General features: G+C 70.6%; 26 protein-coding genes. 6 read left to right on the plus strand and 20 right to left on the minus strand.

Annotated elements, in window-relative coordinates; all coding sequences use genetic code 11:
• Position 1 precedes the first annotated feature (1 nt).
• From FGX59_RS11270 to FGX59_RS11310, 9 genes are all read right to left on the minus strand, one after another.
• On the minus strand, positions 2-646 hold the full coding sequence (locus FGX59_RS11270; RefSeq protein ID WP_138466634.1) for a GntR family transcriptional regulator: 645 nt from the start codon (positions 644-646) through the stop codon (positions 2-4).
• The gene (locus FGX59_RS11275; RefSeq protein ID WP_138466635.1) at positions 643-1,920 is read right to left on the minus strand and encodes a hydantoinase/carbamoylase family amidase; all 1,278 of its coding nucleotides are present in this window, start codon (positions 1,918-1,920) and stop codon (positions 643-645) included. Before FGX59_RS11275 ends, FGX59_RS11270 begins: the two co-directional genes overlap by 4 nt.
• A complete protein-coding gene (locus tag FGX59_RS11280) occupies positions 1,917-2,876 on the minus strand; it encodes an NAD(P)-dependent oxidoreductase (RefSeq protein WP_138466636.1) in 960 nt (319 codons plus the stop codon). The genes FGX59_RS11275 and FGX59_RS11280 overlap by 4 nt, the downstream gene beginning before the upstream one ends.
• Positions 2,873-3,538: a GntR family transcriptional regulator gene (locus FGX59_RS11285; protein WP_138466637.1), complete on the minus strand. Its 666-nt coding sequence runs from the start codon at positions 3,536-3,538 to the stop codon at positions 2,873-2,875. The genes FGX59_RS11280 and FGX59_RS11285 overlap by 4 nt, the downstream gene beginning before the upstream one ends.
• Positions 3,526-4,557, minus strand: a complete 1,032-nt coding sequence (locus tag FGX59_RS11290; protein ID WP_138466638.1) for a biotin-dependent carboxyltransferase family protein — start codon at positions 4,555-4,557, stop codon at positions 3,526-3,528. The genes FGX59_RS11285 and FGX59_RS11290 overlap by 13 nt, the downstream gene beginning before the upstream one ends.
• The gene (gene pxpB / locus FGX59_RS11295) at positions 4,554-5,300 is read right to left on the minus strand and encodes a 5-oxoprolinase subunit PxpB (RefSeq protein ID WP_138466639.1); all 747 of its coding nucleotides are present in this window, start codon (positions 5,298-5,300) and stop codon (positions 4,554-4,556) included. The genes FGX59_RS11290 and pxpB overlap by 4 nt, the downstream gene beginning before the upstream one ends.
• The gene (locus FGX59_RS11300) at positions 5,300-6,601 is read right to left on the minus strand and encodes a TRAP transporter large permease (protein ID WP_138466640.1); all 1,302 of its coding nucleotides are present in this window, start codon (positions 6,599-6,601) and stop codon (positions 5,300-5,302) included. Before FGX59_RS11300 ends, pxpB begins: the two co-directional genes overlap by 1 nt.
• A 4-nt stretch (positions 6,602-6,605) precedes the next feature.
• A complete protein-coding gene (locus FGX59_RS11305) occupies positions 6,606-7,154 on the minus strand; it encodes a TRAP transporter small permease subunit (RefSeq protein WP_138466641.1) in 549 nt (182 codons plus the stop codon).
• A gap of 144 nt (positions 7,155-7,298) precedes the next feature.
• Positions 7,299-8,282, minus strand: coding sequence for a TRAP transporter substrate-binding protein (locus FGX59_RS11310; protein WP_138466642.1), 984 nt, complete (start codon positions 8,280-8,282; stop codon positions 7,299-7,301).
• A 182-nt stretch (positions 8,283-8,464) separates the two neighbouring features.
• Between FGX59_RS11310 and FGX59_RS11315 the strand changes: the two genes are divergently transcribed.
• Genes FGX59_RS11315 through FGX59_RS11330 form a run of 4 tightly spaced genes read left to right on the plus strand, consistent with a single transcriptional unit; the run spans position 8,465 to position 11,845 of the window.
• Positions 8,465-9,235, plus strand: coding sequence for a LamB/YcsF family protein (locus tag FGX59_RS11315; RefSeq protein ID WP_138466643.1), 771 nt, complete (start codon positions 8,465-8,467; stop codon positions 9,233-9,235).
• Positions 9,236-9,278: 43 nt separating this feature from the next.
• Positions 9,279-10,133: a D-amino-acid transaminase gene (locus tag FGX59_RS11320; RefSeq protein ID WP_138466644.1), complete on the plus strand. Its 855-nt coding sequence runs from the start codon at positions 9,279-9,281 to the stop codon at positions 10,131-10,133.
• Positions 10,134-10,141: 8 nt separating this feature from the next.
• Positions 10,142-11,071: a dihydrodipicolinate synthase family protein gene (locus FGX59_RS11325; RefSeq protein ID WP_138466645.1), complete on the plus strand. Its 930-nt coding sequence runs from the start codon at positions 10,142-10,144 to the stop codon at positions 11,069-11,071.
• A 3-nt stretch (positions 11,072-11,074) separates the two neighbouring features.
• Complete coding sequence (locus FGX59_RS11330) at positions 11,075-11,845, plus strand: SDR family oxidoreductase (RefSeq protein ID WP_138466646.1); 771 nt, start codon at positions 11,075-11,077, stop codon at positions 11,843-11,845.
• A 35-nt stretch (positions 11,846-11,880) separates the two neighbouring features.
• Here FGX59_RS11330 and FGX59_RS11335 read toward each other — a convergent pair whose 3' ends face one another.
• Both FGX59_RS11335 and FGX59_RS11340 read right to left on the minus strand, forming a co-directional pair.
• Positions 11,881-12,930 (minus strand): 2Fe-2S iron-sulfur cluster-binding protein, encoded by a 1,050-nt coding sequence (locus FGX59_RS11335; protein WP_138466647.1) that lies wholly within the window; start codon positions 12,928-12,930, stop codon positions 11,881-11,883.
• Between the two features lie 3 nt (positions 12,931-12,933).
• Positions 12,934-13,413 (minus strand): heme-binding protein, encoded by a 480-nt coding sequence (locus FGX59_RS11340; RefSeq protein ID WP_138466648.1) that lies wholly within the window; start codon positions 13,411-13,413, stop codon positions 12,934-12,936.
• A gap of 279 nt (positions 13,414-13,692) precedes the next feature.
• Here FGX59_RS11340 and FGX59_RS11345 point away from each other — a divergent pair, with 279 nt between their 5' ends.
• Positions 13,693-14,337, plus strand: a complete 645-nt coding sequence (locus tag FGX59_RS11345; RefSeq protein ID WP_138466649.1) for a GntR family transcriptional regulator — start codon at positions 13,693-13,695, stop codon at positions 14,335-14,337.
• 63 nt (positions 14,338-14,400) lie between these two features.
• On the opposite strand, the gene FGX59_RS11350 is transcribed toward FGX59_RS11345, so the two are convergent.
• From FGX59_RS11350 to FGX59_RS11380, 7 genes are read right to left on the minus strand one after another with little or no spacing between them, the layout of a single operon-like run.
• On the minus strand, positions 14,401-15,312 hold the full coding sequence (locus FGX59_RS11350) for an ornithine cyclodeaminase family protein (protein ID WP_138466650.1): 912 nt from the start codon (positions 15,310-15,312) through the stop codon (positions 14,401-14,403).
• A gap of 5 nt (positions 15,313-15,317) precedes the next feature.
• The gene (locus FGX59_RS11355) at positions 15,318-16,064 is read right to left on the minus strand and encodes a sulfite exporter TauE/SafE family protein (protein ID WP_138466651.1); all 747 of its coding nucleotides are present in this window, start codon (positions 16,062-16,064) and stop codon (positions 15,318-15,320) included.
• The gene (locus FGX59_RS11360; RefSeq protein ID WP_138466652.1) at positions 16,065-17,564 is read right to left on the minus strand and encodes an aldehyde dehydrogenase; all 1,500 of its coding nucleotides are present in this window, start codon (positions 17,562-17,564) and stop codon (positions 16,065-16,067) included.
• A 16-nt stretch (positions 17,565-17,580) separates the two neighbouring features.
• A complete protein-coding gene (locus tag FGX59_RS11365; RefSeq protein WP_138466653.1) occupies positions 17,581-17,883 on the minus strand; it encodes a 2Fe-2S iron-sulfur cluster-binding protein in 303 nt (100 codons plus the stop codon).
• A gap of 12 nt (positions 17,884-17,895) precedes the next feature.
• Positions 17,896-18,192 (minus strand): ferredoxin, encoded by a 297-nt coding sequence (locus FGX59_RS11370; RefSeq protein WP_138466654.1) that lies wholly within the window; start codon positions 18,190-18,192, stop codon positions 17,896-17,898.
• A 33-nt stretch (positions 18,193-18,225) separates the two neighbouring features.
• Positions 18,226-18,519: a 2Fe-2S iron-sulfur cluster-binding protein gene (locus FGX59_RS11375; RefSeq protein ID WP_138466655.1), complete on the minus strand. Its 294-nt coding sequence runs from the start codon at positions 18,517-18,519 to the stop codon at positions 18,226-18,228.
• 47 nt (positions 18,520-18,566) lie between these two features.
• Complete coding sequence (locus tag FGX59_RS11380) at positions 18,567-19,298, minus strand: TenA family transcriptional regulator (RefSeq protein ID WP_138466656.1); 732 nt, start codon at positions 19,296-19,298, stop codon at positions 18,567-18,569.
• 255 nt (positions 19,299-19,553) lie between these two features.
• Here FGX59_RS11380 and FGX59_RS11385 point away from each other — a divergent pair, with 255 nt between their 5' ends.
• On the plus strand, positions 19,554-21,017 hold the full coding sequence (locus FGX59_RS11385) for a gamma-glutamyltransferase family protein (protein ID WP_138466657.1): 1,464 nt from the start codon (positions 19,554-19,556) through the stop codon (positions 21,015-21,017).
• A 38-nt stretch (positions 21,018-21,055) separates the two neighbouring features.
• Here FGX59_RS11385 and FGX59_RS11390 read toward each other — a convergent pair whose 3' ends face one another.
• Positions 21,056-22,078 carry an ABC transporter ATP-binding protein gene (locus FGX59_RS11390; RefSeq protein WP_138466658.1) on the minus strand — a complete coding sequence of 341 codons (1,023 nt, stop codon included), beginning with the start codon at positions 22,076-22,078 and terminating at the stop codon, positions 21,056-21,058.
• On the minus strand, positions 22,075-23,103 hold the full coding sequence (locus tag FGX59_RS11395; RefSeq protein WP_138466659.1) for an ABC transporter ATP-binding protein: 1,029 nt from the start codon (positions 23,101-23,103) through the stop codon (positions 22,075-22,077). Before FGX59_RS11395 ends, FGX59_RS11390 begins: the two co-directional genes overlap by 4 nt.
• Between the last annotated feature and the right edge of the window lie 7 nt (positions 23,104-23,110).

Raw genomic sequence — 23,110 nt, forward strand, 5'->3', positions numbered from 1 at the left:
TCTAGCGCCCGAGCCAGCCCAGGAAACGGGCACGTACATTGTCGAAATGCGCTGCCATGGCAGCGGCGGCGGCGGCGCTGTCGCCCGCGCGGATCGCGTCGATCACAGCGAGATGCTCGCATGCCTGCTCGGCGAACCGGTCATGGGTGCGGGTGATGGTGCAGCGCCGGGCGATGACGCGCTGCTCGGCGAGGATCTCGGGCAAGAGCTCCAGCCCGGCGGCGCGCGCGACCGCATCGTGGAACCGGTCGTCGACCTCCCAGAACCGGTCGAAGGCGGTGCTGGCGCCTTCGGCATAGGGGCGGGTCTCGGCCTCGGAGGCGTCGAGCTCGGGCGAGGGGCCGCGCCCGGCCGCGCGGGCGGCGGCGGCGCTTTCCAGCGCCCGGCGCAGCGCGACGATCTCCAGCAGGTGCTCGACCGAGACCGGCCGCACCACCAGCGCGCCATTGGCCATCCGCCCGATCACCCCCTCGCGTTCCAGCCGCGACAGCGCGGAGCGCAGCGGCGTGCGCGACACGCCGGTCTGCTCGGCCAGCTGGCGTTCGCTCAGCACGTCCTCGGGCGCGATCCGCGCCTCGAGGATCGCCTGCTTGATCTCGCGATAGGCCCGCTGGGCCAGGGTCTCTCCTCCCGTTGCCGTGCTCATGGCGCGTCCGCCTCCGCGGGCTGCGGCGCCGGGGCGGGGCCCGACAGCACGGCGGCCTTCAGCGTCTCCACCGCGCGGACGAGATCGGCGGGGTCCATGCCCTCCTCGGGGCAGTGGCTGCCATCCCAGTTGCGCACGAAGATCATCACCGACTCCCAGCCCGCCGCGGCGAAGGCCGCCGCGTCATGGCCGCCGCCCGAGAGCATCCGGCGCGGCGCGGCGCCGAGGCTGGCGGCGCCGGCTTCCAGCCAGTCGCCCAGCCGCGGCGAGAGCCGCATCGGCTGCGAACGGCTCTGCGCGCCGAGCTCGAAGCGGATGCCGGGCCGGGCGGCCTCGATCGCCGCGATGCGCGATTTCAGCATGGCATCCATCCGGTCGAGCACGGCGTTGTCCTCGGAGCGCAGGTCGAGGCAGAATTCCAGCTCTCCGGGCACCTTGGCCATGGCATGGAGCGGTCCGGCGGCATCGACGCGGCCGAAGGTGACGGCCAGATCCTCGCCGCCGTCGAGCAGCTCGGCCCAGTCGGCATCGAGCGCCTGCACCAGATCGGCGAAGGCGAAGACCGCATCGGCGCGGCTGTCGCGCGGGGCGCCGCCCGAATGCGCCCAGACGCCGTGGATCTGCGCGTTGCGGTAGCGCAGCCCGCCGCGCACGCCCGAGACGATGGCATGGCTCTCGCCCGCCTCGTCGAGCACCGGCCCCTGCTCGATATGGACTTCGACGAAGGTGGCGGGGGCGCGGGGCGGCGCCTGCAGCGCGGCCTCGGGGTCAAGCCCCTGGGCGGCCATATGCGCGGCCAGCGTCTCGCCGGTATCGCTGCGGCGGACCTCAAGATCGGCGCGGGTCAGCCGGCCGGTGGCGCCGCGAGAGCCCAGGTAGGAGGCGGGAAACCAGACGCTTTCCTCGGCGCGGGTGACGGTGACGACGATATCGGTCTGCGGCGTGGCACCCTCTTCGCGCAGCCCGGCGACAAGCGCCAGCCCGGCGGCGACGCCCGCCTGGCCGTCATAGGCGCCGCCCTGGCCCACGGTGTCGAGATGCGAGCCGACATGGAGCGCGGGCGCGCTGCGGTCGGCACCGGGCATCCGGGCGAAGAGGTTCCCCGCCGCATCCGTGGTGATCTCCAGCCCGAGCGCGGCCGCCTCGTCGCGGATCACGTCATGGGCGCGGCTTTCGAGATCGGAATAGGACGGCCGGGTCCAGCCGGGCCCGTCCTGGCCGAGGGCGTTGACGCGGGCCAGCACCCGATCGACGGTGTCGCGGATCGCGCTCATGCCCCGGCTGCCTTCGCGCCCAGCTGGTCCGCATTCACGCAGGTCGCGGGCAGCCCGCCCTTCAGCGCGGTGACGACATTGGCGGCCGCGCCGCGGGCGACGCGGATCAGCGCCTCTTCTGTGGTGGCGCCCAGATGCGGGGTGAAGATCACCTGCGGGAAGGCGGCGAGCGGCCCCTCGGGCGCGCCATGCTCGTAGACGTCGAGCCCGGCCGCCGCGACCTGCCCCGAGGCCAGCGCACCGGCCAGCGCCGCCTCGTCGAGGATGCCCTGGCGCGCGGTGTTGACGAGGATCGCCCCGGGCTTCATGGCGGCGAAGCGGGCGGCATTCATCATGTGGCGGGTCTCGGGGCGCATCGGCGTGTGCAGCGAAACCAGATCGGCGCGGCCGAGCCCCTCTTCCAGCGTGGCGACGCGCTCGTAGCCGCCGGTTTCGGCCGCGCGGGGCGAATAGACCAGCACGGTCATGCCGAAGGCCAGATCCAGCATCGCGGCAAGCTGGCGGCCGATATTGCCCCAGCCGGCGATCAGCGCGGTCTTGCCCTGCAGCTCGATGAAGGAGGCGCTTTCGCGGAAGCCCTTCTGCCCTGCGCGCTCGGCGCGGTCGCCCCCGGCAATGCCGCGCGCCGCGGCCAGCGCCAGGCCGAGCGCCAGTTCGGCCACGGAGCGGGAATTGGCGCCGGGCATGTTGCAGACCGGGATGCCGCGGGCCGAGGCCGCGTCCTTGTCGACCGCGTCATGGCCGCTGCCATGGACCGAGATCACCCGCAGGCAGCCCGCGGCGGCGATCGCCTCGGGCGAGAGCCCGGCATCGCGGGTGATGACGGCGTCGCAATCGCCGATCAGCCCGGCGACGGTCGCCATGTCGGCGGCGGGGCAGCGGACCGGCTCGATCCCCTCGGCGCGCAGCAGCGCATGGCCTTCCTCGTGGATCGGCTGGATGATGAGACATTTCATGGGCGGCGGGCCTTCTGGTCTTCGAGCGCGTCGAGCCGTCCCAGGACGGCATCGCGGGCATGGGTCAAATGGTCGGTCATCAGCCGGGCGGCAGTGTCGCCGTCGCCCCGGCCGAGAGCGTCGAGGATGTCGAGATGCTCCTCGAAGCCCCTGAGATAGCGGTCGGGCACCTGCGAGCGGTCGAACATGCAGGTGCGGCGGCGCAGCCCGGCGACGACGCCGATCACCGCGCGGTTGGCCTGCGCGTCGAGCATCATCGCGTGGAACGCGTCGTCGAGCTGCCACTGGCCGATGCTGGCATCCCCGGCGATGAAGGCGCGGGTGCGCGCGGCCATCTCCTCGATCCGCGCGGGTGCAAGGGCCGTGGCAGCGGCGCGGGTGGCCTCGGGCTCGAGCTGCAGGCGGAGGAAGAAGATCTCCTCGATCTCGGCGCGCGGCAGGCGGCGGACCTTGAGGAAGCGGCCCTCCTGCACGGCGAGCCCCTCGCTCTCGATTCGCTTGATCGCCTCGCGCACCGGCGTGCGGGACATGCCCAGCTCCTGGCCGAGCGCGGCCTCCTGCAGCCGGGCGCCCGCGGGCAGGCGGCCCTCGAGGATCATGCCGATGATCCGGCGATGGGCCTCGGCGGCAAGCCCCTGTCCGGAGGCGGTCAGCTCTGCCATACGACCTCCTCGGGCGGCCAGATGCCGCCGACCAGGTCGCAGGACAGCAGGTAGGCGGAGCTGAGCGCGCCCTCGGGCTTCGGCCGCAGCGCCTCGAGCCGGGCGCGCAGGCGGCGGCGGCTGTCGATCCAGATCTCCTCGGCCGCGTCGCGGTCGACGGGGACGAAGCGGAACCGGCTGCCGGTCGGCAGCTGCGCCAGGCGGGGCAGGTCGGCGCCGATCACGGTGGCGATCTTGGGATAGCCGCCGGTGGTCTGCGCCTCGGCCATCAGGACCAGCGGCCGGCCCGAGCCCGGCACCTGGATGGAGCCCGGCACCGTCCCGTCGGAGACGATGTCATGTCCGCCCTCGGCCGCCAGGACCGGGCCGTCGAGCACCATCGCCATGCGGTCGCGCTGCGGCGTGACGGTGAACTCCTCCGCGGCGAAGCGCGCGAGGGTCGCGGCGGAGAAGCGGTCGTCCTGCGGGCCCGGAACGACGCGGATCTCGGCCGGGCCGTCCCTGTCCTCGGGCGCGGAGACCGCCGGGGCGAGGCAGGGATCGAACGGGTCGAACGCGCCGAGCGGCAGCACGTCGCCGGCCTGCAGCGCCCGGCCGTCGAGGCCGCCGAGCCCGCTGCGCAGATGGGTCGCGCGCGATCCCAGCGCCGGGGCGATGGCGATGCCGCCCGAGACGGCGAGATAGCCCCAGGTCGCGCCGCCGACGGCGCCGATCCGGACCTCTTCGCCCGCGCGCAGCCGGTAGGCCTGGCCCGCGACGCCCTTCTGCCCGGGCAGGGCGAGGTCGATCCGCCCGCCGGTGACGGCGATGCGGCAGTCGGTCTCGGCGCGGAAGCTGCCGCCGAACCCGGCGAATTCGATCGCCGCCGCGGCCGGGTCGTTCCCGGCCAGCGCATTGGCCAGCATCATCGCGGGGGCGTCCATCGGCCCGGCGGCCGAGACGCCCTGGTGGCGCAGCCCGCCGCGCCCGGCATCCTGCACGGTGGCCAGGGGGCCGGGGGAAAGAACGGTCAGGCTCATGCGGCCTCCTCCGGCGCGATCAGGGCGGAGCCGGCCTCGGCCTCGGCGGAGAGCCGGGCGAAGGCGGCGGCGTCGACGGGCTCGAAGCGGACGCGGTCGCCGGCCTCCAGCAGGAAGGGATCGGCGCGGCGCGGGTCGAAGAGCCGGACCGGCGTCGCCCCGAGGAAGCGCCAGCCCGAGGGGCCCGCCACCGAGTTGATGTTGCCCTGCTTGCCGCCGATGCCGATGGCCCCCGCGGGGACCAGCTGCCGCGGCTGCGGCAGGCGCGGGGCGTGCAGGATCCCGGGCAGGCCGCCGAGATAGGCGAAGCCCGGGGCGAAGCCGATCATGTAGACGCGGTACTCGGCCCCCGAATGCAGCGCGACCAGCTCGTCGGGGGTCATGCCCTTCTCTGCGGCGAGGCTCTCGAGATCGAGCGCGGCCGGGCCGCCGTAATGCACCGGCACGCGCCAGAGCCGCCCGGTCTCCGCCCTGGCCTCGAGCCCGGCATGGAGCGCCAGCAGCGCCTCGCCGAGGGCCGCGCCGCGGATCCGTTCGGGGTCGTAGCGCACCAGCAGCGAGCGGTAGGTCGGCACGCGCTCGGTCACGCCCGCGATCTCTCCGGCGGCGATGGCGCGGTCGAGCGCCGCGGCCAGCGCGATGATGCGGCGGTTGGCGCCCTCGTCCACGGCCTCGGAGATCTGGAAGGTCAGCGCCTGCTCGCCCGAGGGCAGCAGGCGCGGGGTGTAGTCCTCGCCCTGCATCAGCGGTTCGCCATCATGTTCGGCACCACGTCGACAATGCCCGGCGCCACGGCGATCAGCACGACGAAGCCCGCGAGGATCAGGAAGAACGGCAGGGTCGCGCGGGTGATCTTGCCGATCGAGTCGCCGGTGATCCGCTGGATCACGGTCAGGTTGAAGCCCACGGGCGGGGAAATCTGCGCCATCTCGATCACGACCACCAGGAAAATGCCGAACCAGACCTTGGAATAGCCGGCTGCTTCGATGAGCGGCAGGGTGATCGGCAGCGTCATCACGATGCAGCCCAGACCCTCCATCACCGTGCCGAGGATCACGTAGAAGACCAGCAGCATCAGGATCAGCGCCAGCGGCGACAGGCCCCAGCCCTCGATCGTGCCGGCGATGTAGCGCGGCAGGCCGAGATAGCCGATGGCGGTGGAGAGGAACATCGCGCCGATCATGATCAGCCCGATCATCGCGCAGCTGTCGGCGGCGGCGCGGCAGGAGGCCAGGAGCCCGCGCAGGTTCAGCGTCCGCTGGGCGATGCCGATGGCGATGGCGCCGAAGACGCCGACGGCGGCGGCCTCGGTCGGCGAGGCGAAGCCGGCATACATCGAGCCGATGACGATGAAGATCAGCACCATGAGCGGCCCCAGATCCTTCAGCGCGCGCAGCTTCTCGACGAAGCTCGTGGGCGCGGGCGGGGTGCCGACGAGGGACGGGTTCATCACCGCGCGCAGGCCCAGATAGCCCATGTAGGCGGCGGCGATCATCAGCCCCGGCAGGATGCCCGCGATGAAGAGGCGCAGGACGGATTCCTCGGCCATCACGCCGTAGATGATCATGATGGTCGAGGGCGGGATCAGGAAGCCCAGCGTGCCTGCGCCCGCGAGCGAGCCGGTGACCAGCCCGCGGTCGTAGCCGCGGTCGAGAAGCTGCTTGGCGGTGATCCGGCCCACGGTCGCGGTGGTGGCGGCCGACGAGCCGCAGACCGAGGCGAACATGGTGCAGCCCAGCACGGTCAGGTGGCTCAGCCGCCCCGGAACGCGGCGCAGCCAGGGCGAAAGCCCGGTGAAGAGCGCCTCGGAGATCTTCGTGCGGAAGAGCAGTTCCGCCATCAGGATGAAGAGCGGCAGCGCCAGCAGTTCGGCCGACGAGAGCACGTTGAAGGCCTGCTGCGCGATCAGCTTGGCGACCGGCATGTTCGGCTTGAAGATCGCGAGCATGCCCGCGCCGCTGCCGATCAGGCCGAGGCCGATCCAGACGCCGGAGCCGAGCAGCAGGACGAGGAGCCCGAGGAGGGTGAAGGAAATCTTGGCCATGGGATCACTCCAGTCCGGTGCCGGCGGGAAGGCCTTCGCCGCGGATCAGCCGCAGGAGCTGGGCGACGAGCTGAAGGCAGAGCAGGATGGCGCCGAAGGCCAGCACCGATTGCGGCCAGACCAGCGGGATGCGCACCACCGAGGCCGAGGTCGAGCCGCGCTGGAAGCTGAGCCAGGCCATCTGGCCGATCGCCCAGGCCAGCAGCGCGGCGGCGAAGAGCCCGGCGAGGCAGGCGAAGATGTCGAGCGCGCGGGCGGCGCGCGGCGGCAGGATCTCGGCCAGGCCGGTGACGCGCACATGGCTGCCCGATTTCAGCGCGCTGGCGCAGGAGAGCATGAAGCAGGACCCCATGAGGTAGGCGGCGACATCCCAGGAGAAGGAGATCGAGGTATTGGCGAGGTTGCGCGCCAGCACTTCGGCGCCGACCAGCCCGAAGATGGCCAGCAGGCACAGCGCGGCGGCGATATTGGCCAGATCGGCCAGCCGGTCGGCGGGCGCGATGATCCGGGCGAAGCGGCCGGAGGCGGGGGCTGGGGGCTGCGAGGTCTGCATGCGGTCTCCGTGGCTAGGAGGGGGAAAAGGGGCGCTGCCCCCCGGGAGGAGGGAGCAGGGGGCAGCGCTGCCCGGCCGGGAGGGGCATCCGGCCGGGCCGGACCGCCGCAGGGAGAAACGGCGGCCGGGATCAGGCGCGGCGGGTCAGTCGCGCGCGGCCAGGTAGGCGTCGATCACCGGCGCGGCATCCGGCACGCGCTCCTTGAAGGCGTCCCACAGCGGCAGCGCCTTCTCCAGCAGCTCCGCCTTCAGCTCGGCCGAGGGGGCGGTGACGGTCATGCCGTGCTCTTCGAGCGTGGCGATCTTGCTGGCATCCTCGGCGCGGGAATTCAGCCAGAACTGGCCCTCGAGCCCGGCCGCCGCCGCTTCGATCGCCTTCTGGTCCTCGTCCGACAGGTCGTTCCACGCGTCGAGATTGACGGTCACGATGTTGGAGGAGGCCTGCCAGTTGAAGGTGCTCATGTTGTCCATGAACTCCCAGAAGGCGCCGTCGACGCCCGAGGAGGAGGAGGTCGTCACGCCTTCGATCGTGCCGGCGGCCAGCGACGGGATCACTTCGCCCCAGGGCATCTGCACCGGCGCGGCGCCGAGCGCCTCGAAGAAGTCATGGCCATTCGCGTCGACGACGCGGATCTTCAGGCCCGACAGGTCGGCCAGCGTGTTGATCGGCTCGGGCGAATAGACCGCCTGGCCCGGCCAGGGGGTCATGTAGAGCAGCTTCTGGTTCATCTCGCCGGCGATCTTCTCGATCAGCGGGCGGTAGAACTTGTGCAGCAGCGCCAGGTCCTGGCTGGTCGGCGCCAGGAAGGGCAGTGTCTCGACGCCGAGCGCCGGGTTCTCGCCGACCTGCTGGCTCATCAGGATGTCGGCGATCGGCACGATGCCGTCGCGCACGGCCGCCATGCCCTCGGGACCCTTGATGCCGAGCGCGCCGCCGGAATGGACGGTGATGTTCACCTCGCCGCCGGTGACCTCTTTCACCTTTTCGGCGAAGGTCATCGCATTCTGGGTGTGGAAGTTGCCTTCCGGCCAGACCACGGACATGTCCCAGTCGGTCTCGGCCAGGGCCGGAGCTGCGGCAGCCATCGCCACGAGCGCGGCAAATGCCACGTTAAGTCCCTGTTTCATAGTATTTTTCCTTGTTCAGTAAGGCGTCGGTCCAGCCATTCGAGGCTTGCCATTTCAGTATACCAGCAGTATTCCCGAAGGAACGCCCGCGGCGTGTTACACTGGATCGGCACCTAGATGTGCATAAACTTTGTGCATAGAAATCCAGTCACGCCGCTAAAACATGCAACACAGGGATGACAATGACCCGGACCATCGATCTCAACTGCGACATGGGCGAGAGCTTCGGCGCCTGGACCATCGGCGATGACGCCGCCATGCTCGACCTTGTTTCCACAGCGAATATTGCCTGCGGCTTCCATGCCGGCGACCCGGTGGTGATGCGCCGGACGATTCGCCTGGCCAGGGAGAAGGGCGTGGCCGTCGGCGCGCATCCCTCTTTCGCCGATCTCTACGGATTCGGCCGCCGCCGCATCTCGGGCGAGCGCCCCGAGGATCTCGAGGCGCAGCTGATCTACCAGATCGCCGCGATGAAGGGCATGGCCGAGATCGAGGGCCATCCGATGACCCATGTGAAGACCCATGGCGCGCTCGGCAACATGGCGGCCGTCGATGCCGATCTCGCCGCGCTCTGCGTGCGCGCGGTCAAGACCGTCGATCCGTCGCTGACCTATGTCTCGCTGCCCTATTCGGAAACCTATGCCGCCGCCGAGAAGGCCGGGCTGACGGTCGCCTGCGAGATCTATGCCGACCGCAGCTATACCGACCAGGGCGAGCTGACCCCGCGCAGCCAGCCCGGCGCCGTGATCCACGACCCGCAGGAAAGCCTCGAGCAGGTGCTCGAGATGGTGGTGAACGGCCATATCCCGACCACCGGCGGCAAGCGCCTGCCGGTCGAGCCGGCCACGCTCTGCGTCCATGGCGACACGCCCGGCGCCGTGGAAATGGCCCGCACCCTGCGCGCGGCGCTGGCCGAGAACGGCATCGGCATCGCGCCCTTCGCCCGCCCCTGATCCCCCGACACCCTCCTCCCTCAGACTGACCCGAGACCTCCCCATGACCCGTATCGTCTATCTCAACGGCGCCTGGCTGCCCGAAACCGAAGCCAAGGTGTCGATCTTCGACCGCGGCTTCACCATGGCCGACGCCATCTACGAAGTGACCTGCGTGCTGGACGGCATGCTGATCGACTACGCCCCCCATGCCGCGCGGCTGAAGCGCTCGGCCGCAGCACTCGGCATTCCCGTGCCGCTCTCCGACGAGGATCTGCTCGAGGCGCATCGCCAGATCGTCGCGATGAACAAGCTGGAGCAGGGCATGGTCTACCTGCAGCTCACCCGCGGCGAGCAGGACCGCGACTTCGTCTATCCGCCCGAGGACACGCCCCCGACCCTGGTGATGTTCACCCAGGCGAAGAACGCGCTGAAGAACCCCGCGGCCGAGCGCGGCATCAAGGTGGCCACCGTGCCCGACCTGCGCTGGGGCCGCCGCGACATCAAGACGGTGCAGCTGCTCTATCCCTCCATGGCGAAGATGGAAGCCAAGGCGCGCGGCTGCGACGATGCCTGGCTGGTCGAGGACGGCGTCGTGACCGAGGCGTCCTCGGCGACCGCGCATATCGTCACCGGCGGCAAGCTGGTCACGCGCGAGCTGTCCCACGCGCTGCTGCCGGGCGTCACCCGCGCGGGCGTGCTGGAGCTGGCCCGCCGCCACGGGCTGGAGATCGAGGAGCGCGCCTTCTCCGTCGCCGAGGCCCGTGCCGCCGACGAGGCCTTCATCACCTCCGCGACCAATTTCGTCCTGCCGGTGGTCTCGATCGACGGCGGCGCGATCGGCAGCGGCCGGCCCGGCCCGGTCGCCCGCGACCTGCGCCAGCTCTATATCGACACCCGCCGCGAAGCCGCGATCTGAGGCGCGCCATGACCCGACTGATCGACCGCCGGACCTCCGGCGTCTACATCATCGCCGCCACCCCCTTCGCCGCGGATGGCAGCGTCGACTATGCCAGCATCGACACGCTGGTCGAATTCTACCGCAGCCACGGCGTCACCGGCATGACCGTGCTCGGCATGATGGGCGAGGCCGACAAGCTGACCCAGGAGGAGCGGCGCGCCGTGCTCGACCGCTTCCTCTACCGCGCGGGCGACATGCCCGTGGTGGTCGGCGTCTCGGATGCCGGGCTGGGCAATCTCGCCGATCTGGGCCGCTACGCGATGGAGAAGGGTGCCGCGGGTGTCATGGTCGCGCCGAACCGCGGCCCCGCGCGCGAGGACCGGGTGGAGGGCTATTTCCACGCGGTCGCCGACGCGCTGGGGCCGGAAGTCCCGCTCTGCTTCCAGGACTTCCCGCTCTCGACCGGCGTGCCGGTCTCGGCGGCGCTGATCCGGCGGCTCTCCACCGAGCTGCCGCAGATGGTGATGCTGAAGCACGAGGACTGGCCGGGCCTGACCAAGATCACCGCACTGCGCGGCCACGAGGCCGATGCCGGCGTGCCGCGGCTCTCGATCCTCTGCGGCAATGGCGGGCTCTACCTGCCGCAGGAGCTTGCCCGCGGTGCCGATGGCGCGATGACCGGCTTCGCCTATCCCGAGGCGCTGGTGAAATGCGTCGACCTTTTCCGGGCGGGAAAGGCCGACGAGGCCGAGGATCTTTTCGACGCCTATATCCCGATCCTGCGCCACGAGCAGCAGCCGGGCTGGGGCCTGGCGCTGCGCAAGCATGTGCTGATGAAGCGCGGTGCCATCGCCCATTCCGCGACCCGGGCGCCGGGGCCGAAACTGACCGCAACCGATATTGCCGAACTTGAACGGCTGATGCAGCGCACGGCGCGCCGGCTGGAAGGAGACTGACCGATGGATCTTGGACTGGACGGAAAACGCGCGCTGGTGCTGTCCTCTTCGCGCGGGCTGGGGCTGGGCGTCGCCCGGGCGCTGGCGGCCGAAGGGGCGAAGGTCCTGCTGACCGGCCGGGACGCGGCCGCGCTCGAAGCGGCGGCGGCGGAGATCGGCGCTGACTGGGTCGCGGCGGATCTCGCCGATCCGGATTTCGCGCGGAAGCTGGCGGCGGCTGCGGCCGAGCGGCTGGGCGGCGTCGATATCCTGGTCAACAATACCGGCGGACCCAAGCCCGGCACCTCGGCGGAGATGAGTGCCGACGCGATGATCGACGCGGCGCGCATGATGGTCGCGCCGGTGATCGCGCTGACCACGGCGCTCCTGCCCGCGATGCGGGCGGCGGGCTGGGGCCGGGTGCTGACGCTTGCCTCCTCCGGCGTCGAGCAGCCGATCCCCAATCTGGCGCTGTCGAACACGCTGCGCGCCGCTTTGGCGGGCTGGTCGAAGACGCTCGCGACCGAGGTCGCCGCGGATGGCGTGACCTGCAACCTGCTGCTGCCGGGGCGGATCCATACCGACCGGGTCGACCAGCTCGACGCCGCCGCGGCAGTTCGCCAGGGCAAGGAGATCGACGCGGTCCGCGCGGCCTCCCGCGCGACGATCCCCGCGGGCCGCTATGGCCGGGTCGAGGAATTCGCCGCCGTGGCGGCCTTCCTCTGCTCGGCACCGGCCTCCTATGTCACCGGCAGCATGCTGCGCTGCGACGGCGGCATGATCCGCGGGCTCTGATCCCTTTCCTCCGGGCCCGTTCCGCGGGCCCGGGGTCATCCCCCGTGGGCGAAGGTGAAGCTGTCGGCATAGATGTGGTTCGCCGAGGCCCCCGCCGCGAGGAAGAGCCGCCGCGCCTGGGCCACCATATTGGCGTTGCCGCAGAGATAGAGCGCATGCTCGGCGAGATCGGGCAGATCCTCCAGCACCGCCTGCTGGACATGGCCGTGCCGTCCCTGCCAGTCCGGCCCCGGCCGAGACAGCACCGGCACCAGCTCGAACCCGTCGATCCCGGCCCCGAGCGCGGCAAGCTCCTCGAGCAGGTAGAGTTCGCCCTCCTCGCGCATTCCCCAGTAGACCGAGACCGGCGGCGCCTCCTCGGGTTCCTGCGCCAGCTCGGCCAGCAATGCGGCGACCGGGGCGATGCCGGTGCCGGTGGCGGCGAAGACGACCGGGCGGAAGTCCTCCGGGTGGAGATGGAAGATCCCCTGCGGCATCTCCAGCGACAGGCGGTCACCGGGGACGAGCGCGGGCAGGCGCCCCTCGGTGAAGCGCCCGCCGGGAATGCCGCGGATCTGCAGCTCGATCTCGTTCCGTCCGGGCAGCGTGGCGATGGAGAAGGGCCGTTTCGCGCCATCCTCCATCAGGATGTTCACGTACTGACCGGGGCGGAACGCCGCCGCGCCGGGCAGCGACAGCCAGAGCCGGGTCAGTCCGGGTGCCGGCGTCTCGCGGCGCAGCACGACGGCCTCGCAGATCGCGGGCTCCGGCAGGTCGAAGGGCAGCAGCTCCGCCTCGATCGACAGCCGCGTCAGCGCCCGCGCCTGGCAGCCGAGCGCGAAGCCGCAGAGCCGCTCCTCCTCCGCCAGCCCGGGCAGATCCTCGGGATGGAAGACCTCGCCCTCGACCACGCGCAGCCGGCAGGCGCCGCAGAAGCCGGACTTGCAGTCGGCCGGCAGCCGCAGTCCCGCGCGCAGGGCCGCGGCCAGCAGCGTCTCGCCCGGCTCGACCTCGAAGCCCTGGCCGGTCTCGACCACCGAGACATGGGTGAAGCCCGGCGCGTCGCTGCGCGGTTCCAACCGGTGAATGGCGCGGATCGCGGTCATGGCCTACCTCTTGATATCGGCGGCGACCAGCACCTCGTGGCCGGTGCCGGAAAGATGGTCGGCCAGCGCCTGCAGCGCGGCGACGCCCGCGGCGGTGTCCTGCTCGCCATTGCCGCCCGACAGTCCGACGCCGCCGACCACCTCGCCATTGACCACGATCGGGAAGCCGCCGACGAAGACGGCGAAGCGCCCCTCGAAGCTCAGCTGGATGCCGAAGGCCTCGTTGCCGGGCAGGGCGGGTCCGTTCGGCGCCTTGTTGAAGAGATGGGTGGAACGCTTGTGCGTGGCGGCGGTGAAGGCCTTGTTCCAGGAGATCTGCGGCCCGGTCACCCGCGCGCCCTCCATCCGCTCGATGACCAAGGGGAAGCCGCCCTCGTCTGCTATACAGACGGTTTCGAGGACGCCGATCTCCTTCGACTTGGCAATGGCGGCATCCACCATCAGGCGGGCTTCTTCCGGCTGGAGCTTGAGAGCGGTCTTCATGCGCTTTCCCTGTCGCGATATGTTTCCTGTATGGCCGGTATGTATACCATGATGGCGTTCCGCAACCTGAAACCATGAATTCTGTCTAAAATAGTATACCAAAAATCCGTGCTGCCGGAAATTTCAGCGCGCTGCCGCAGCACGTGCTGCGGCTAGGCACGCGAGGCCGCGCTGTGGCGGCCGGACCGCAAGGGGCCTGTTGCCCCTAGGCAAGCTCTTGCAAGATGGTATACAATAGGCGTATGCGGCCAGCGATGCCGCAGGATCGGAGCAAGCAGGATGAACAAGGCCCTCGGAGCGACCCATGCGCCGCTGACCAAGGTGGTGAAGGACGCGCTGCGCGAGCAGATCCTGGGCGGGCAGTACGCCTCGGGCGCGCGCCTGGTGGAGAAGCGGATCTCCGAGGAGCTCGGCGTGTCGCGGATGCCGGTGCGCGAGGCGCTGCGCGAGCTGGCGGCCGAGGGGCTGGTCAAGATCGAGCCGCGGCGCGGCGCGTCGGTGTCGCTGCTGTCGGACGAGCAGAAGCAGGAGCTGATCGAGGTGCGCGCGACGCTCGAGGCGCTCAACGCCAAGCTCGCCGCCCGCCGCCAGGATCCCGAGCAGCTCGCCGAGCTGCGCGCGGTGCTGGAATCGGGCGAGAAGATGATCGAGCAGGGCGACATGGAGGCGGTGTTCCACCGCAATGACGCCTTCCACGAAGCGCTGGCGCGGGCGGGCGGCAATTCGGTGCTGCAGGAGATCATGCAGTCGCTGCGCGACAAGACCTCGATGCTTTTCGCGGGCAACGACATCGAGGCGGTGCGCCGGTCCTGGCAGGAGCATGCCGAGATCCTGCGCGCGGTGATCGCCGGGGATGGCGAGCTGGCGGCGCTTTTGGCCTCCCGCCATGTCCATAACGCCGGCAGCGGCCTGCCGGGCAGCTAGCGCGACGCCGCCGGGAATGGCCAGGCGCCGAACTCCCCGAGGCCCGTTGGCGCAGGGCTGCCCCTACGACATTCTGGCCTTCCAGACCGCCGCCGCGGTGGCGATGTCGAGAAGGCCTATCCCCACCGATTTGAAAATTGCCAGGTCTTCGGGGGTCTCGCGTCCGGGGACGGTGCCCGCGACGATGTCCTTCAGGTCGGCCATTCTCGGATGGGCGAGCGCCCCGGGATCGGCCAGCACCACGTCGCCCGCCTCGCGGCTGGTTTGCGGGATCCAGTCAAGCGCCAGCACCGCCGCGCGGCGCAGCACCTCGTCGTCGAGCTCGCGGGTATGGGGCAGGCTAGATCCGATCGCCGCAATGAACTGGCCAGTGCCCAGATCGCGCCCGGAAAGCACCGGCTCCGCGCTGCGGGTGGCGGTGACGATCATGTCCGCCTCCGCGGCCGCCTCGGCGGCGGTGGCGCAGCGCACCGCGATCCCGGTCTCCTCCGCCAGCTGCTCCGCCAGCGCGGGATCGGGACGGCGGGAGACGATCATCGCCTCCTCGAGCGCAAAGGCGCGGGCGAGGTGGCGCAGATGCGACAGGCCCTGCACGCCGGTGCCGAAGACGGCCAGGCGGCGGCTGCCGGGACGCGCCAGGTGGCGCGCGGCCAGCGCAGTGCAGGCGGGCGAGCGGATCGCGGTGATCGCATTCGCCTCCATCGTCGCCAGCGGCGCGCCGGTCGCGGCGCTGAACAGCAGGATCACGAAGCTGAACTGCCCGGCGATGGTGGTATAGACCTTGGCGCCCACGACCCCGGCCGAGGGCAGCACCGCCCCCATGGTCGAAAGCTTCACGTCCGCCGCCTCGGTACGCACCCGCGGCTGCACCGCGGCGCGGTCCTCGCCGAAGGCGCGGTAGGCCTCCGCAAGGCAGGCTTCGGCCTCGGCCGGGGAGAGCGTCCCGGCAATGTCGTTATCGGTGAAATGCAGCATGTCGGTCACAGGAGGGCGCGCAGCAGCAGCCCGGCAGCGCTGAGGCCGGAAAGGCCCAGCAAAAGATGGCGGATGGCGCCGCGCGGCACATGGCGCGCCAGCGGCGTGGAGACGCGGAAACCCAGATAGAGCGCGGGGAAGAGCAGCAGGCCCAGCATCAGCTGCGGCAGGCCGAACCGCCCGATCCAGGCCAGCAGGATCAGCGAGGAGGTCGCGCCGAAGAGGAAGGCGGTGTTCAGCGTCGCGCGCATCACCGCGGGCGGCGCGTTCTGCATGACGATGGCATAGGGCGGCGCGCCCGAAGAGGTGATCGTCCCCATGATCCCCGACATCACGCCCGCAGCCCCGAGATTGCGCCAGTTCGCCTCGACCCGCCAGCCGCTATAGCTGAGCCCGACACCGATCAGGATCATCACGCCGAAGAGCACGTTGAACATCGCCGCGCTGAGCGAAGCGAGGAGCGCCACGGCGGCGAAATTGCCAAGGAGCCGCCCCGAGATCATCGAGCCGACCGAGCGGAAGTCGATCGAGGAGCGCTCGCGCAGGAGCACCATGGTCGAGACGCAGCCGCCCAGAACCAGGAGCACCCCCGGCGCCAGTTCCGGGAAGAACAGCGCCGAGAGCGGGGCGGAGAACATCGCGAAGCCGAGCCCGCCGACGCCCTGCAGGATGGCGGCGACGAAGACCATTGCCGCCATCGCCAGGACGCGCGGATCGTGCACCGTGCCCGCCAGTGTGGAGATCGCGTCCATTCAGGCCCCGAGATAGACCGTCTTGATGCGGCTGTAGAAATCCATGACGTTCGCGCCGCCCTGTTCCTTGGCGCTCTGGTTCGAGGAATGCTTGAAGCCGCCGAAGGGCGCGTTCAGCGCCACGCCGGTCGTGGGCGAGTTGACCTTGACGATGCCGTGCTGGGTCTCGGCCGCGATCTTCATCACCGAGGGCAGGTGGTCGGAGACGACCGAGATTGCCAGCCCGTATTCGGTGTCGTCGGCGATGGCGAGGGCCTCTTCGAGCGTGTCGAAGGGGCAGAGCGCCACGATCGGGGCGAAGATCTCGTCGCGCAGGAGCGGGCTTCCCGGCTGCACGCCGGCGATCACCGTCGGGCGGATCCAGTGGCCCTCGGGCAGGTCGGCGGTGTCGGGCAGGCCGCCTGTGACGATCTCGGCGCCTTCGCGGCGGGCGATCTCCAGATAGGCGGTGGCCTTCTCCAGCTGTGCTGCGGTGGCCAAGGGCCCCATCGTCACGCCGTCGCCATCCCCCGGGCCGATCACGACGGTCTCTGCCGCGCGGACCAGTTCGGCCAGCAGTGCGTCATGCAGCTTCCGGGCCACCAGCACGCGGCTGGTGCCGGTGCAGGCCTGGCCGGTCAGGCCGAAGGCGCCGCGCTTGATGATCGCTGCCGCCTTGGCGATATCGGCATCCTCCAGCACGACGGTGGCGTTCTTGCCGCCCATCTCCAGCTGGCAGCGCGTGTCGGTGCCCAGGCTCGCCTGGATCTGCGCGCCCACCGCATAGGAGCCGGTGAAGGTCAGCGCGTCGATGCCCGGCGCGGAGGTCAGCGCCTTGCCGACCGTCGGGCCCTTGCCGTGGACCAGCGCGATCAGCCCGGCCGGAAGCCCGGCATCGAGCAGCACCTCGACCAGGCGCTGGCCCATCAGCGGCGCCATTTCCGAGGGCTTGAAGACGACGGCATTGCCCGCGGCCAGGGCCGGGGCGATCTTGCGCGCGGCCATCGACAGCGGGAAGTTCCAGGGCGTGATCACAGCAACCGTGCCGACCGGCTGGCGCAGGCTCATCGCCATCTGGCCGCCGGGCACCGGGTAGGTCTCGCCCTTCAGCCGCAGCGCCTCGCCGGCATAGAAGCGGAAATTGGCGGCGATGCGGCTGGTCTCGCCGGTCGCCTCGGCCAGGGTCTTGCCCTCTTCGCGGGTCAGCTCCGCGGCGATCTCCGCGGTCCGGCCCGAGATGATCTCGGCCGCGCGGTAGAGCATGTCGGCGCGTGTCTCGGGGCTTGCCGCGGCCCAGGCGGCCTGCGCGGCGGAGACGCCGGCCACGGCCGCGGCCACGTCCTCGGCGCCGGAATCGGGGAAAAGGCCGATCAGGTCGGAGAGATCGGCCGGGTTGCGGTTCTCGAAGCAGCCGCCCTGCGCGGCCGCCTGCCAGGCGCCGCCGATGAAATTCCGGTACTGCGGCGCGGGGCCGCTTTCGGTGCCAGGCGCCTCGGGCGCCAGCTCGGTTGCAACAGTCATGTCAGGTCTTTCGTTCTCAGTCGCCCCAGGTGACTTTCACATCGCCGGTCACGAAGGTCTGGCAGGCCATGCGGTAGCCCTGGCCGAATTCCTCCTCCGAGAGATGCTTGCGTTCCTTGGGCTTGATCTTGTCGGTATTCTCGACGCCTTCGGAGATCCGGCAGCGGCAAGTGCCGCAGAGCCCGCCGCCGCACTTGAAGGGAATGCCCCCCTTCTCGCGAATCGACATGCGCAGGAGGTTGCTGTCCCTCGGCGCCGTCACGGCCTTGTTTCCGTTGGTGACGAAGGTGATCGTCAGCGTGCTGTCCGCGCCATCCATCCCGGCTCTCCCTTACGACGCTGCGCGCAGCTCGATTTCCATGCTGCCGTAATGGGTCAGCGTGTTCAGCTCGGCGCGCGCCTCTTCGAGCGTGCCGAAGGACTCGAAGAGCTTCGAGGGCACCTTGTTGACGATCTGCGGCGGGGCATCCTCGACGATCGTGATGCGCGGCGTGCCGTCGATCTTTGCGATGGTGAAATTCGCGCGTTTGCGGCCGTAGAAGATGTAGTCCCAGGACTCCACCTGAGTGACCCCTTCGGTCATCTCGGTGCGGAACTCTCCGGGCTTGGTGGTCAGAATGACGTACATTGGCGGTCCTCGTGGCGGTTCGCTCGGCCGGGCTCAGGCGTCCTGGGCCAGCTCGATATCCTCGTTGATCCAGAGCTGGCAGGCGAGGCGGTAGCCCTCCTCCAGCTTGTCGCCGAGCTGGCGCTTCTCCTTCCAGTTCGGCGCCTCCAGATGCTCGGCGCCGGCCAGGATGCGGCAGCTGCAGGTCGCGCATTTGCCCATCCCGCACTTGTAGGCGAGGTTGGGATAGGGAAACTTGCGGATGCCCGCGCGCACGACGAGGTTGGTATTGGGGTCGACCTCGTCCTCGTAGATCGCGCCGGCCTTGTGCAGAATGACCTTTGGCATGGCCTCTCCTTCGCTTGGGCGGGCAGGGCGCCCGCCCGGGTCGCGGCTCAGGCGGCGAGGCCCAGCTCTTCCAGCGGCACTTCTGCGCCGACATAGTCGTTGTAGAGCGCGGTGGTGTAGAGCAGCCGCATCTGGGCGCCGATCTCGCAGATCTTCAGGCATTTCTGCTGCATCTCGACGGTGCGGGCATGCTCCAGCACGATCTGGTAGCCGCGCTCGCCGTGGATCTCGTCCGAGACGATATGCAGGTCGAAGAACTCGACTTCCTCGTCGGTGAAGCCGTACTTGTCGCGCAGCGTTGGCGTCTGCTTGCGGTAGATCGAGGGCACCTGGCTTTCCAGGCCGACGACGAGCCCGGCAATGGCGACGATCGGATCCTCGCGCATGGCGACGGCATAGCACCAGCTCTGCAGCGCGCGGGTGGTCGGGCTCATGTTGTCGGGGTCGGTGACGCGCTCGCGGGTGGTGCCGCAGGCCTCGGCGAAGCGGATCAGCAGGTCGGTATGCCGGTCGCCGCCGATTTCCTCTTCGTACATGTTCTGCAGCATGAAGTCCTTCGCCTCGACATAGTGCTCGGGCAGGCGGGCGTAGACATAGGCCAGGTAGTCGGCGAAGGGCCCGACATAGTGGTAGTGGTTCTCGGCCCAGCGGGACAGGTGATCGCGGCTCAGCTTGCCGCTGGCCCAGGCGAGGCTGAAGGGCGAGGCATTGGCGCTTTTCCCCTTGATGGCCTGTTCCAGGGCGGTGCGCAGTTCGTCGGGATTCATGAGCTCGGTCACAGTCGCGTTCCTTTCGTGAAGAGACCTGTCCGGGGCTGTCCGTGTCGGACGCTGCCGGGCTTGCGATTCACCATATTGTATACCGTCAGACCTGTCCAATGGAAATGCAGGCGGAGATGCATGAAAAAATAGGCTTTATAATAACGGTAATGGCGTGGATCGCGGGGTGGCGGAATGCTTTGCAACCGCAGAATAGTATGGAGTATACAGATAATCGCGACTCAGGAAATGCGGTCAGCCAGAGGGGACCCCGCCATGCACCATGCAGCCATCGGCACGCTTGCCGCCCGCGAGATGGCGGTCGCCGCCGGCCATCCTGCCGCGACCCGGGCGGCGATGGAGGCGCTCGGACGCGGCGGCTCGGCGATCGACGCCGCGATTGCCGCCGATGCCGTGATGGGGGTGGTCGAGCCGATGGCGACCGGGCTCGGCGGCGATCTCTCGGCGATGCTGCTGCCGCCCGGGGAGGCGCCGCTGACCTATAACGGCACCGGCCGGGCGCCCGCGGCGCTCAGCGAGGCGATGGTCGCAGCGCTGCCCGGCGGCCGCATCCCCGAGCGCCATCCGCTCTCGGTCACCGTGCCGGGCGCGGTCCGCGGCTGGCTCGACCTCCATGCCCGTTTCGGCCGGCTCGACTTCGCCGGACTCCTCGCCCCGGCAATCCGGATCGCGCGCGAGGGCTTCGCGGTCGGGCCGGTCTGCGCGCGGGAATGGGCGCTCTTCGCCGATGTGGTCCGCGGCGATCCCGGCTCGCGCGCGATCTACCGCGGCGACGCCATCCCGCAGGCGGGGACGCAGTTCTCCAATCCCGCCCTGGCCGATCTGCTGGAGCGGATCGCGGCCGAGGGGGCGGAGGCCTTCTATCGCGGCACGGCGGCCGCGGCGATTGCCCGGGCGGCGGCACGGGCCGGGGCGCTGCTTTGCGAGGGCGATCTGGCCGCGCATGAGGGCAATTACGACATCCCGCTGCGCCAGGGCTTCCACGGGCTCGAGATCCTCGAATGCCCGCCGAATACCCACGGCATGGGGGTGCTCGACGCGCTGCGGCGGCTGGAGGGCGAGGTGCTGCCGATGGAGGACCCGGAGACGACGGTGAAGATCGTCGAGGCGACCCGCGACGGCATGAAAGAGGCGCGCCGCGTCGTCGCCGATCCCTCGGGCAACACCGTCTGCACCGCGATCATCGACCGCGACGGCTTTGCCGTGACGATGATGTCGAGCATCTTCAAGCGCTTCGGCTCCGGCATCGGCGTGCCCGAGCTGGGCATCTGCCTGCAGAACCGCGGCTTCGGCTTCTCGGAGCCCGGCCATGTCAACGGCCCCGCGCCGGGCAAGCGGCCCTATCACACGGTGATCCCCGCGGCGGCGCTGAAGGACGGGCGGACGCATGCGGTCTTCGGCGTGGTCGGCGGGCTGATGCAGCCGCAGGGCCATGTGCAGCTGGTCACGCGGATCGCCGCCTGGGGCCAGGGCGTGCAGGAGGCGATCGACGCGCCGCGCTGGCGGCTGGAGCGGGATGACGCGGTCGCGCTGGAAGAGGGCGCCGCGCCGGGGGTGGCCGAGGCGCTGGCCCGCGCCGGGTTCCGCGACGGGGCCGGGGCGGGGGACATGGCGGGCCGGAACGATTTCGGCGGCGCCCAGATGGTGATGCGCGGCCCCGATGGCGGCCTTCTGGCGGGCAGCGACCGGCGCAAGGACGGCGAGGCGCGCGGGCGCTAGGCGCCCGCCCGGGGCGCCGGCAGTCCCGCGCGCCCGGGTCATGCTTCCCAGCAGGCGACCCAGCGGTCGCGGCCGCGCCGCGACATGACCGGGGCCTCGGCACGGCAGCGTTCGGTCGCCTTCGCGCAGCCCTTGGAGTAGCGGCAGGCGCCGCCCTCCATCACCAGCTCGCCGATCCGCGGCGCGGGCGGCGGCGCGGTGGGCGTGCCGCGGCGATGGCGCGGATCGGGCTCCGGCACGGCCTTTAGGAGCGTCGCGGTATAGGGATGCGCCGGGCGGTCGTAGATCGCGTCGCAGCCGGCCATCTCCACCATGCGCCCGCGATGCAGGATCGCGATCCGGTCCGAGATATGCCGCACGATGCTGAGGTCATGGGCGACGAAGAGATAGCTGATCCCCAGCTCCGCCTGCAGATCCTGCATCAGGTTCACCACCTGCGCGCGCACCGAGACATCGAGCGCCGAGACCGGCTCGTCGGCGATGATCAGCTTCGGGCGCAGCGCCAGCGCCCGGGCAATGCCGATCCGCTGCCGCTGCCCGCCCGAGAAGCCGTGCGGGAAGCGGTCGATATTCTCCACCGGCAGGTTCACCAGCCGCAGGAGCTCGGCGACGCGGTCGCGCGCCTCCTCGGCGCTCTCGACGATGCCGTGGACGATCAGCGGCTCGGCGATCAGGTCCAGCACCTTCATCCGTGGATTGAGGCTGGTATAGGGGTCCTGGAACACCATCTGGATGTCGCGCGACAGCGCCCGGCGGCCGGCCAGCGGCAGATGGGTGATGTCCTTGCCGTCGAAGACGATGCGCCCGTCGGCGATCGGCAGCCGCCGCAGCACCGCGCGGCCAAGGGTCGACTTGCCCGAGCCGCTTTCGCCGACCAGGCCCAGCGTCTCGCCGCGGGCGAGGTCGAAGGAGATGTCCTCCAGCACGCGGATCTTCGAGGGCGGACCCCAGATCTTCTTCCGCGGGCCGTCGAAATCCACCGCGAGCCCGCGCACGGAGAGGAGCGGCGCCGCGCCGGAGGCGGGGGTGCCGGCAGAGAGGGGGCCGGGGAAATGGGTCATGCGAAGCTCGCTTTCGGGCCGGGGGCGGCCTCCGGCCAGGCGGAGGGAGTGCTGTTCCAGCAGGCGAAGGCGCCCTGGCGTCCCGGCTCCGCGGCAAGGGCGGGGCGGGCGCGGCAGCGCTCGGAGGATTGCGGGCAGCGCGGCTCGAAGGCGCAGCCCGCAGGCGGATGCAAGAGCCCCGGCGGCGCGCCGTCGATCGAGACCAGCCGCTCGGACCGGTCGGTCAGCCGCGGGGTGGAGCGGATCAGCCCCTGGGTATAGGGATGGCGCGCCCGGTCGAAGATGTCGTCGGCGGCGCCGGTCTCGACGATCTCGCCGGCATACATCACCGCCACCTGCTCGCAGAGCCCGGCCACCACGCCGAGATCATGGGTGATGAGCAGGATCGACAGGCCCATGTCGCGCTGCAGGTCCGACAGCAGGTCCAGGACCTGCGCCTGGATGGTGACGTCGAGCGCGGTGGTCGGCTCGTCGGCGATCAAGAGCTCCGGCTCGCAGGCGATGGCCAGTGCGATCATCACCCGCTGGCGCATCCCGCCCGACAGCTCGTGCGGGAACTGTCCCATCCGCCGATGGGGCTCGGTGATGCCGACCGCGTCGAGCAGCTCGGCGCCGCGGGCGGCGGCCGCGCGGCGCGACAGGCCCATGTGGCGGCGCTGCACCTCGACCAGATGGCTGCCGATCGACATCAGCGGGTTGAGCGAGGTCATCGGGTCCTGGAAGACCATCGACATCTCGCGCCCGCGCAGGCGGCGGGCGCGGCGCTCTCCGGCGCGGCCGAGCAGGCTTTGGCCCTTCCACAGGATCTCGCCGCCGGTCACGGCGCCGGGCAGCTGGATCAGCCCCATGATCGCCGAGGCGGTGACGCTCTTGCCCGAGCCGCTCTCGCCGACCAGGGCCAGGGTCTCGCCGCGGCGGATGGCGAAGCTGACGCCGCGCAGCCCGTGGACCGTGCCGGCGCGGGTGTCGAACTCGACCTCCAGGTTGCGGAGCTCGAGGATCGGGGCGGTGTCGTCTGCGGTCATTGCGGGG

This window comes from Poseidonocella sp. HB161398 (assembly GCF_005870025.1).
GTDB lineage: Bacteria > Pseudomonadota > Alphaproteobacteria > Rhodobacterales > Rhodobacteraceae > Mangrovicoccus.

What these genes read in the sequence shown, in the direction of transcription:
- FGX59_RS11270 (WP_138466634.1), bottom strand. Translation starts at nt 646, where the DNA reads ATGAGCACGGCAACGGGAGGAGAGACCCTGGCCCAGCGGGCCTATCGC.
- FGX59_RS11275 (WP_138466635.1), bottom strand. Translation starts at nt 1,920, where the DNA reads ATGAGCGCGATCCGCGACACCGTCGATCGGGTGCTGGCCCGCGTCAAC.
- FGX59_RS11280 (WP_138466636.1), bottom strand. Translation starts at nt 2,876, where the DNA reads ATGAAATGTCTCATCATCCAGCCGATCCACGAGGAAGGCCATGCGCTG.
- FGX59_RS11285 (WP_138466637.1), bottom strand. Translation starts at nt 3,538, where the DNA reads ATGGCAGAGCTGACCGCCTCCGGACAGGGGCTTGCCGCCGAGGCCCAT.
- FGX59_RS11290 (WP_138466638.1), bottom strand. Translation starts at nt 4,557, where the DNA reads ATGAGCCTGACCGTTCTTTCCCCCGGCCCCCTGGCCACCGTGCAGGAT.
- pxpB (WP_138466639.1), bottom strand. Translation starts at nt 5,300, where the DNA reads ATGCAGGGCGAGGACTACACCCCGCGCCTGCTGCCCTCGGGCGAGCAG.
- FGX59_RS11300 (WP_138466640.1), bottom strand. Translation starts at nt 6,601, where the DNA reads ATGGCCAAGATTTCCTTCACCCTCCTCGGGCTCCTCGTCCTGCTGCTC.
- FGX59_RS11305 (WP_138466641.1), bottom strand. Translation starts at nt 7,154, where the DNA reads ATGCAGACCTCGCAGCCCCCAGCCCCCGCCTCCGGCCGCTTCGCCCGG.
- FGX59_RS11310 (WP_138466642.1), bottom strand. Translation starts at nt 8,282, where the DNA reads ATGAAACAGGGACTTAACGTGGCATTTGCCGCGCTCGTGGCGATGGCT.
- FGX59_RS11315 (WP_138466643.1), top strand. Translation starts at nt 8,465, where the DNA reads ATGACCCGGACCATCGATCTCAACTGCGACATGGGCGAGAGCTTCGGC.
- FGX59_RS11320 (WP_138466644.1), top strand. Translation starts at nt 9,279, where the DNA reads ATGACCCGTATCGTCTATCTCAACGGCGCCTGGCTGCCCGAAACCGAA.
- FGX59_RS11325 (WP_138466645.1), top strand. Translation starts at nt 10,142, where the DNA reads ATGACCCGACTGATCGACCGCCGGACCTCCGGCGTCTACATCATCGCC.
- FGX59_RS11330 (WP_138466646.1), top strand. Translation starts at nt 11,075, where the DNA reads ATGGATCTTGGACTGGACGGAAAACGCGCGCTGGTGCTGTCCTCTTCG.
- FGX59_RS11335 (WP_138466647.1), bottom strand. Translation starts at nt 12,930, where the DNA reads ATGACCGCGATCCGCGCCATTCACCGGTTGGAACCGCGCAGCGACGCG.
- FGX59_RS11340 (WP_138466648.1), bottom strand. Translation starts at nt 13,413, where the DNA reads ATGAAGACCGCTCTCAAGCTCCAGCCGGAAGAAGCCCGCCTGATGGTG.
- FGX59_RS11345 (WP_138466649.1), top strand. Translation starts at nt 13,693, where the DNA reads ATGAACAAGGCCCTCGGAGCGACCCATGCGCCGCTGACCAAGGTGGTG.
- FGX59_RS11350 (WP_138466650.1), bottom strand. Translation starts at nt 15,312, where the DNA reads ATGCTGCATTTCACCGATAACGACATTGCCGGGACGCTCTCCCCGGCC.
- FGX59_RS11355 (WP_138466651.1), bottom strand. Translation starts at nt 16,064, where the DNA reads ATGGACGCGATCTCCACACTGGCGGGCACGGTGCACGATCCGCGCGTC.
- FGX59_RS11360 (WP_138466652.1), bottom strand. Translation starts at nt 17,564, where the DNA reads ATGACTGTTGCAACCGAGCTGGCGCCCGAGGCGCCTGGCACCGAAAGC.
- FGX59_RS11365 (WP_138466653.1), bottom strand. Translation starts at nt 17,883, where the DNA reads ATGGATGGCGCGGACAGCACGCTGACGATCACCTTCGTCACCAACGGA.
- FGX59_RS11370 (WP_138466654.1), bottom strand. Translation starts at nt 18,192, where the DNA reads ATGTACGTCATTCTGACCACCAAGCCCGGAGAGTTCCGCACCGAGATG.
- FGX59_RS11375 (WP_138466655.1), bottom strand. Translation starts at nt 18,519, where the DNA reads ATGCCAAAGGTCATTCTGCACAAGGCCGGCGCGATCTACGAGGACGAG.
- FGX59_RS11385 (WP_138466657.1), top strand. Translation starts at nt 19,554, where the DNA reads ATGCACCATGCAGCCATCGGCACGCTTGCCGCCCGCGAGATGGCGGTC.
- FGX59_RS11390 (WP_138466658.1), bottom strand. Translation starts at nt 22,078, where the DNA reads ATGACCCATTTCCCCGGCCCCCTCTCTGCCGGCACCCCCGCCTCCGGC.
- FGX59_RS11395 (WP_138466659.1), bottom strand. Translation starts at nt 23,103, where the DNA reads ATGACCGCAGACGACACCGCCCCGATCCTCGAGCTCCGCAACCTGGAG.